A 7,682-nucleotide genomic window follows, 5' to 3' on the forward strand; every position below is an offset into this window, starting at 1 on the left:
AAAATGTTATTACTTTAAGTGTGAATTTGACAGATAATGTAATGTTGGGAAGTTATAGTGAAACTGCATTAGCAGGAGCGGCAGCTGTAAATCAGATTCAGTTTATTTTTCAACAATGTTTAGTTGGACTGGGAGATGGAGTAGTAATTATTTGCAGTCAATATTGGGGTCGAAAAGAAGTAAAAAATATGAAGAAATTTTCAGCGATTGCCATGTGCAGTGCAATTTGTCTCGCTTTTTTATTGTTTGTATTTACCAGCACTGCTCCTGATCATGCGGTTGGCTTTTTTACTTCAGATCATATGATTATTAAAGAGGGTATGGATTATCTTTCTATTATCCGTTTTACATATGTACTTTTTGCTATAATCCAGATTCTTCTTGCAACTCTTCGTAGTGTTGAAGTTGTAAAAATAGCATTCCGTTTGTCAGTGATGGCATTTTTTCTTAATTGTGGAATAAATTATTTGCTTATTTTTGGAAAATTTGGCTTTCCAGAGTTAGGAATCAAAGGTGCTGCAGTAGGAACATTGTGTTCACGTATTGTTGAATTTATTGTTCTGCTTATGTTTATATGGAAGAAAGAGACGAAATTAAAGCTTAGGCTTGCAGATTATAAATGTTTAGATAAAAGTTTTTGCAAGGACTATTTCCGTATTACAGGCCCTTTGTTGATCACTCAGGGGCTGTGGGGATTGAATACAGCGTTGCAGACTTTTGTTTTAGGGCATATGAACTCAGCGGCAATTGCAGCAAACAGCGTTTCGTCCACCTTATTTCTTTTGATTAAGTCAGCTTCTGTAGGAGCAGCAGCATCAGCAACTGTTATAATCGGAACAATCATCGGAACAGGCGAAATAGAATTGGTAAAACGTTATGCTAAAAAAATGCAGAAGATATTTTTATGCATAGGGTTGTGTTCCGGTTTAGCTCTCTTTTGCTTAAAGGGACCTTTTTTGAGTCTGTATAATTTGCAGCCGGAAACAATGAAAATGACAAATACATTTTTAAATATATTATGTATTGTGGTTGTTGGAATGTCTTATCAAATGCCAACAAACAGTGGAATCATCCGCGGAGGCGGCAGTGTGAATTTTGTTGTGAAAATGGATTTGATAAGTATATGGGCGATTGTTATTCCGTTGTCATTTTTTATGGCTTTTGTTGTTAAGGCATCTCCTGTTGTAGTATTTGTCTGTTTAAATTTGGATCAGTTATTTAAATGTGTTCCTGCTTTCTTGAAAGTAAACTACGGAAATTGGATAAAAAAGCTGACAAAGGATTAATAGAATGGCAATGGTTGTTGTTAAAATACAAATTATACCATGAATAAAAAGGAAAATTCTTCTTGACTTCTGAATATTTTGGTAGTAAAATTACTTCAGTTCGTTAAACAACTAAAACTTCAAAGGAACAAATTCCTTGAAGGGAAAAAGTAGGAGCAGAAAACCTGTCTACAGAGAGCTGCATTTGGTGGAAAGCAGTGTCAGGCCTGTTTTGAAGATCATCCCTGAGAAGAGAAATCGAACGTTACTGTGACAAGTAGATTTCCCCGGCTGTTCCCCGTTATCGGAATCGCGTATGTCAGTACGTTGTCTTTTCGTACTTGTTTCAAAGGAGAAACAGGGTGGTTGCGGCTTATATGTCCGTCCCTAGTTTAGGGGCGGATTTTTTTATGTAATAGGAAATTACTCCGTAATGTTCCTATTACATAAAAACGCTCCGCGAGGATGCGACCAGATGCATGAGGAATATGTCTGCTGAAGCAGACTGCATCTGGCGCGCAAAGCGTAACAAGTCCCTCAAAGATTGAGGAATTCAGGGAGTTTGAAGCGGACTTGTCCGCTTTGTTCTGTAAATAACGCAATCGTATAAAAGGCTAAAATCCTGACAAGTAGCCAAAGGAGGAAACATCATGAAAGTCTTTAAAAAAATCATGAATGCAGTAGTAGCAGTGGAAAAATTTATTCTTGTAATATCTACTTTGCTGATACTGATCTTGACTGTAGGAAATGTATTTTCCCGTAAAGTCATCCATCGTTCCTGGTCCTTTACCGAGGAACTTGTGGTTGCAGTCTTTGTACTTGTTACATTGATGGCTGCCGCATTAGCATGTCGGGAAGGGGAATTGGTCAACCTGTCGCTGGTTACAGACCGTCTTCCTGAAAAAATGAAAAAACCGTCAGTGATTCTGAGCACTATCCTGTGTGTGATTTTTACTGCCATTTTATTCAGGTTTGGCATGGATAAGGTCCTCACGCAGCTTGCAAATGGAAAACGTACCTTTGTATTGAACTGGCCGGAGTGGATCTTCTGGTCTTTTGTTCCCATTGGATCCGGATGTATGATTTTACATTTTATAGAATTTTGCATTGATTTTTGTACTGATAAAAATAAAAAGGAGGATAAATAAATGATAAGTGCGGTTTTATTTGTTTCATTTTTTATTTTCCTGATCATGGGCGTGCCTATTGCAATCTGTCTGGGACTGTCTTCTGTGTGTGCGATCCTGTATTCAGGAACATCGCTGACCATAGTAGCGACCAATATGTATGCCGGAATCAGTAAATTCCTGCTTCTGGCTATTCCGTTTTTCGTACTTTCCGGAAATATTATGGCAAAAGCCGGAATTTCCAAAAGACTTGTTAAATTTGTAGATACCTGCGTAGGACATAGAAGAGGCGGTATTGCTATTGTGTGTGTTATTGTTGCCTGCTTTTTCGGAGCAATTTCCGGATCTGGTCCGGCTACGGTAGCAGCACTTGGTGCAGTTCTGATTCCTGCTATGGTGGAAAGAGGCGGCTTTAGTGCTCCCTTTTCTACAGCATTAATGGCAACCGCAAGTTCGATCGCCATTGTTATACCACCAAGCATTGCATTCGTTGTTTATGCTTCTATTACAGGCGTATCCATTGCGGATATGTTTATGGCAGGTATTGTTCCTGGCATCCTGATGGGTTTTGCTCTTGTGATCGTGGTTATGGTAGAAGCCAGAAGAAAGGGCATTCAGCCTGAACAGAAGAAAGCGAGTGCTAAGGAAAGATGGGCAGCCTTTAAAGATGCATTCTGGGGATTCTTGATGCCAGTGATTATCCTTGGTGGTATTTACGGCGGTATTTTTACTCCTACGGAAGCAGCGGCAGTATCCGTTGTATATGGACTTTTCGTTGGTATGGTGATCTACCGGGAAGTGAAGCTGAAGGATCTGTTTGATATTTGTGTGGAATCAGCAAAAACAACCGGCGGAATCATGTTGATTGTTGCATGTGCGTCTCTGTTTTCTTATGTATGCACCAAGTTTGGTATTGCAGATGCAGCTTCCCAGCTTCTTGGCAGTATTGCACATAATCAGTTTACCTTCCTTCTGATCGTAAACATTATTTTCCTGATTGCAGGATGCTTCATTGATGCAAACTCTGCAATGTATATTTTTATCCCGGTAATGCTTCCGGTGTGCAAAGCACTTGGTTATGACCTGGTTGCTTTTGGTGTTATGGCAACTGTCAATTTGGCAATCGGACAGGTAACACCTCCAGTTGGAGTAAACCTGTTTGTGGCGATTGGAATTAAGATCAAAAAAGGTTTGGAAGTTACTCTTCAGCAGATTTCCAAAGCAGTTATGCCGATGCTGGCAGCCTGTGTAGCCGTACTTCTGGTAGTAACTTATGTTTCGGCTGTATCTGTGGCTCTTCCAAAAGCCCTTGCAAAAAACGGCTCTTATTCAGGAGATCCGGAAACAGGAGACAGCGGTTCTTCCGCAGCATCAGCAGCAGGAGATGAGGATCATTCTTTTAATGAGATCGGGGATTACAGTGATCTTGGATGGGAAGAAACTACCTGGAACTTTGCTTGCTCCACAACAGAAACATCTACCTGGGCAGACGGTGGCCGTAAGTTTGGCGAACTGATGGAAAAAGCTACAGGCGGAAAGGTGAAAGTTAACGTATATGCAGCAGATCAGCTGACAAACGGCAATCAGTCTGAAGGTATCCAGGCATTGATGAACGGAGACCCGGTACAGATTTCCATGCATTCCAATCTGATCTATTCTGCATTTGACCCAAGGTTTAATGTAGTATCTCTGCCGTTCATTTATGATTCTGTAGAAGATGCAGATGCAAAATTTGACGGAGAAGCCGGAGAAAAATTAAAAGAAATCCTTAGCGAGTACGGACTTCATTGCATGGGAATTGCGGAGAATGGTTTCCGTGAGCTGACCAACAGTGTGCGGGAAGTAAAATCCGTAGATGACATGAAAAACCTGAAGATCCGTGTAGCAGGTTCTAACCTTCTTATGGAATGCTATAAGAGATGGGGTGCAGATGCAACCAATATGAACTGGTCTGAGACGTATACCGCACTTCAGCAGAATACGGTAGAAGGACAGGAGAATCCGCTGCCGGCAATTGATGCGGCCAGCGTGCAGGAGGTTCAGCCGTACTGCTCCATGTGGGACGCAATTTATGATTGTCTGTTTTTCTGTATCAACCAGGAAATTTATGACGGACTGACTCCACAGCAGCAGGCTGTTGTAGACGAGGCAGGCCAGAAAGCAGTAGAGTATGAGCGTTATATCAACCGTTCCGGTGATGAAGAGATCATGAACCGCTGGGCAGAGAAAAATGGTGTAACCTTTACTGCAAAAGAGGATATGGACATTGATTCCTTTAAAGAAGCTGTGGATGGTGTAGACGAGTGGTTTATTGAAGAACTGAAAGGCCAGGGCTATGATGATGCTGAAGAACTGGTAGAAGCATTTACCGGCATTGGAGATTACAGTGATCTTGGCTGGGAGGAAACTACCTGGAATTTCGCATGCTCCACAACAGAAACTTCTACCTGGGCAGAGGGTGGCCGTAAGTTCGGTGAATTGATGGAAAAAGCTACAGGCGGAAAGGTAAAAGTCAACGTATATGCAGCAGATCAGCTGACAAACGGTAATCAGTCTGAAGGAATCCAGGCATTGATGAATGGAGATCCGGTACAGATTTCCATGCATTCCAATCTGATCTATTCTGCATTTGATCCAAGATTTAATGTGGTATCCTTGCCGTTCATTTATGATTCTGTAGAAGATGCAGATGCCAAATTTGATGGTAAAGCAGGAGAAAAAATGAAGGAAATCCTCAGCGAGTATGGACTTCATTGTATGGGTATTGCGGAGAATGGTTTCCGTGAGCTGACTAACAGTGTACGTGAAGTGAAATCTGTGGATGATATGAAAAATCTGAAGATCCGTGTGGCAGGCTCTAATCTTCTTATGGAATGCTACAAGAGATGGGGTGCAGATGCAACCAATATGAACTGGTCTGAGACATATACTGCGCTTCAGCAGAATACGGTAGAGGGACAGGAAAATCCGCTGCCGGCAATTGATGCAGCCAGTGTGCAGGAGGTTCAGCCATATTGTTCTATGTGGGATGCAATCTATGATTGTCTGTTCTTCTGTATTAACCAGGAAATTTATGATGGACTGACTCCGCAGCAGCAGGAAGTAGTAGATAAAGCCGGAAGAATGGCAGTAGAGTATGAGCGTTACATCAACCGTTCTGGTGATACAGAGATCATGAACCGCTGGGCAGAAAAAAATGGCGTAACATTTACAACAAAAGAAGACATGGATATTGATTCCTTTAAAGAAGCTGTAGATGGCGTAGACGATTGGTTTGTAGAAGAATTGAAGAACCAGGGCTATGAGGATGGTCAGGAGCTGGTGGACGCATTCAAATAAATTTCCGGTTCAGATTAAAAGTAAAATCAGAAATCAGCGAATGACTCAGAAAAGACCGGTGATCCGCAGGGAACACCATACCAGCAGCAGAGCCATAATGTTGTTCATAAGTTTATAATGGCTGCTGTAGAATTGCTTCAGAATGTTTCCTGCAAAAGCCCAGATCAGGTTTCCGAGGGCACCAAGGAACATCAGATATAAAGCAAAAAGAAACAGCATAAAAACACCGGATTCGTAGGGCAGGATATATGCGGAGAACATAGTCAGCCCATAGATAATGATCTTTATATTAATAAGCTGCAGAAAAAAGCCCATCAGCCATGTGGGCTTTTTTTCGTGGCTGCTTTGCGCTGGCGGCTGTCTTTTGAAGGTCTGCCAGGCCAGGTAAAGCACGTAAGCAGCTCCAAGATATTTCATTACAGGTTGAATCCCAGGAACAATGCTAGACAGAGCAGTACAAAATATTCCGGAAAGACACATTAATGTAAGGGAACCGGTCCAAATGCCGGTCATAAAAGGCAGATTTTTGGAAAAACCATATTTACTGGCAGTGGACAAAAGCAGAATGTTATTGGGGCCTGGTGACCATACGGTCAGGATGGCAGAAAGGGTCATTTCAATAAAAATGGATAATGGCATGAAAAAACCTCCTTTTGGAATAATAGTAAAATGATAACATAAATAATGGAATTAATCAAAAATCATATTGCAAAAATTGGTTATAATCAATATAATGAAAGCGGATTCTGAAACAAGAAGGAATCCTGACGCAAAAGCCAGAAGCGGAGTCTGACTTCTAAGCACAAAGAAAAGGAGAATGGGAAAATGGCAAATATTTTAATTAGCCCTTCAAAATATGTACAGGGCGCAGGCGAAATGAAAAAACTTGGTACCTATGCTGCAAATTGCGGAAAAAAGGCACTGGTTCTGATCAGTGCAGGCGGTTATAAAAGGATTGGAAAGCTGGTAGAAGACAGCTTTGCAAACAACAGCTGTGAAGTGGTTTTTGACTATTTTAACGGAGAATGCTGCAATAGCGAGATCGATCGTCTTGTGCAGGTCGTTAAAAATAATAATTGTGACCTTACCATCGGTATTGGCGGAGGAAAGATCTTTGATACAGCAAAAGCAGTGGCCTATTATGCCGGAACTCCTGTATTTATCTGTCCTACTATCGCATCTACAGATGCACCATGCAGTGCTTTATCTGTAATTTATACAGCAGAAGGTGTATTTGAGAAGTATCTGTTCCTTCCGGCAAATCCTAATATGGTTCTGATGGACACAGATATTATTGCAAAATCACCGGTTCGTCTTACAGTAGCCGGTATGGGAGATGCACTTGCAACATATTTTGAGGCAAGGGCATGCAAAAGAAGCGGGGCAACTTCCTGTGCAGGCGGGAAAACAACAGAGGCAGCCATGGCACTGGCAGAGCTTTGTTTTAATACCTTGATGGAAGAAGGCGTAAAGGCAAAACTTGCACTGGAGACGGGTGTATGCACTCCTGCAGTTGAGAAGGTGATTGAAGCGAATACACTTCTTTCAGGGATTGGTTTTGAAAGCGCAGGACTTGCGGGTGCTCACGCCATTCACAATGGATTTACAGTACTGGAAGAGTGCCATCATATGTATCATGGTGAAAAGGTTGCGTTTGGTACTCTCACCCAGCTGGTACTGGAGAATATCCCACAGGAAGAACTGGAGGATATTATTTTGTGGTGTATTGAAGTAGGTCTTCCTGTAACTCTGGCAGAGCTTGGTGCGGATCAGGTGACCGACGAGCAGCTGATGGAGGTTGCCAAAACTGCATGTGCAGAAACAGATACTCTTCATAATATGCCTTTTGAGGTTACACCTGAAACAGTATTTGCTGCGATCAAGGCAGCAGATGCTTATGGCAGATATTATCTGGGTGAAGAGTAATTTTATAAAAAAATGTATAATGATG

The 7,682-nt window shown here is 41.7% G+C and carries 5 protein-coding genes and 1 other annotated feature; of the genes, 4 read left to right on the forward strand and 1 reads right to left on the reverse strand.

Translation table 11 applies throughout. The features are described 5' to 3' along the window. The 3 genes from OCV61_RS11450 to OCV61_RS11460 form a co-directional block, all read left to right on the forward strand. Window positions 1-1,286: MATE family efflux transporter (locus tag OCV61_RS11450; protein WP_158421985.1), on the forward strand; the 1,286-nt coding region annotated here is incomplete at its 5' end. Window positions 1,287-1,413: 127 nt separating this feature from the next. After that, window positions 1,414-1,657: a binding site (T-box leader), on the forward strand. 258 nt (window positions 1,658-1,915) lie between these two features. After that, window positions 1,916-2,413, forward strand: coding sequence for a TRAP transporter small permease (locus tag OCV61_RS11455; protein ID WP_158421945.1), 498 nt, complete (start codon window positions 1,916-1,918; stop codon window positions 2,411-2,413). Continuing rightward, window positions 2,414-5,731 carry a TRAP transporter large permease subunit gene (locus OCV61_RS11460; RefSeq protein ID WP_158421946.1) on the forward strand — a complete coding sequence of 1,106 codons (3,318 nt, stop codon included), beginning with the start codon at window positions 2,414-2,416 and terminating at the stop codon, window positions 5,729-5,731. A gap of 45 nt (window positions 5,732-5,776) precedes the next feature. On the opposite strand, the gene OCV61_RS11465 is transcribed toward OCV61_RS11460, so the two are convergent. Next, entirely contained in the window at window positions 5,777-6,370 is a 594-nt protein-coding gene (locus OCV61_RS11465; RefSeq protein ID WP_158421947.1) for a LysE family transporter, read from the reverse strand. 186 nt (window positions 6,371-6,556) lie between these two features. Between OCV61_RS11465 and OCV61_RS11470 the strand changes: the two genes are divergently transcribed. Continuing rightward, a complete protein-coding gene (locus tag OCV61_RS11470; protein WP_158421948.1) occupies window positions 6,557-7,657 on the forward strand; it encodes a glycerol dehydrogenase in 1,101 nt (366 codons plus the stop codon). Window positions 7,658-7,682 lie beyond the last annotated feature (25 nt).

Origin of the sequence: Blautia ammoniilytica, from assembly GCF_025566965.1 — a bacterium.
In the GTDB taxonomy this organism is placed as follows: domain Bacteria; phylum Bacillota; class Clostridia; order Lachnospirales; family Lachnospiraceae; genus Blautia_A; species Blautia_A ammoniilytica.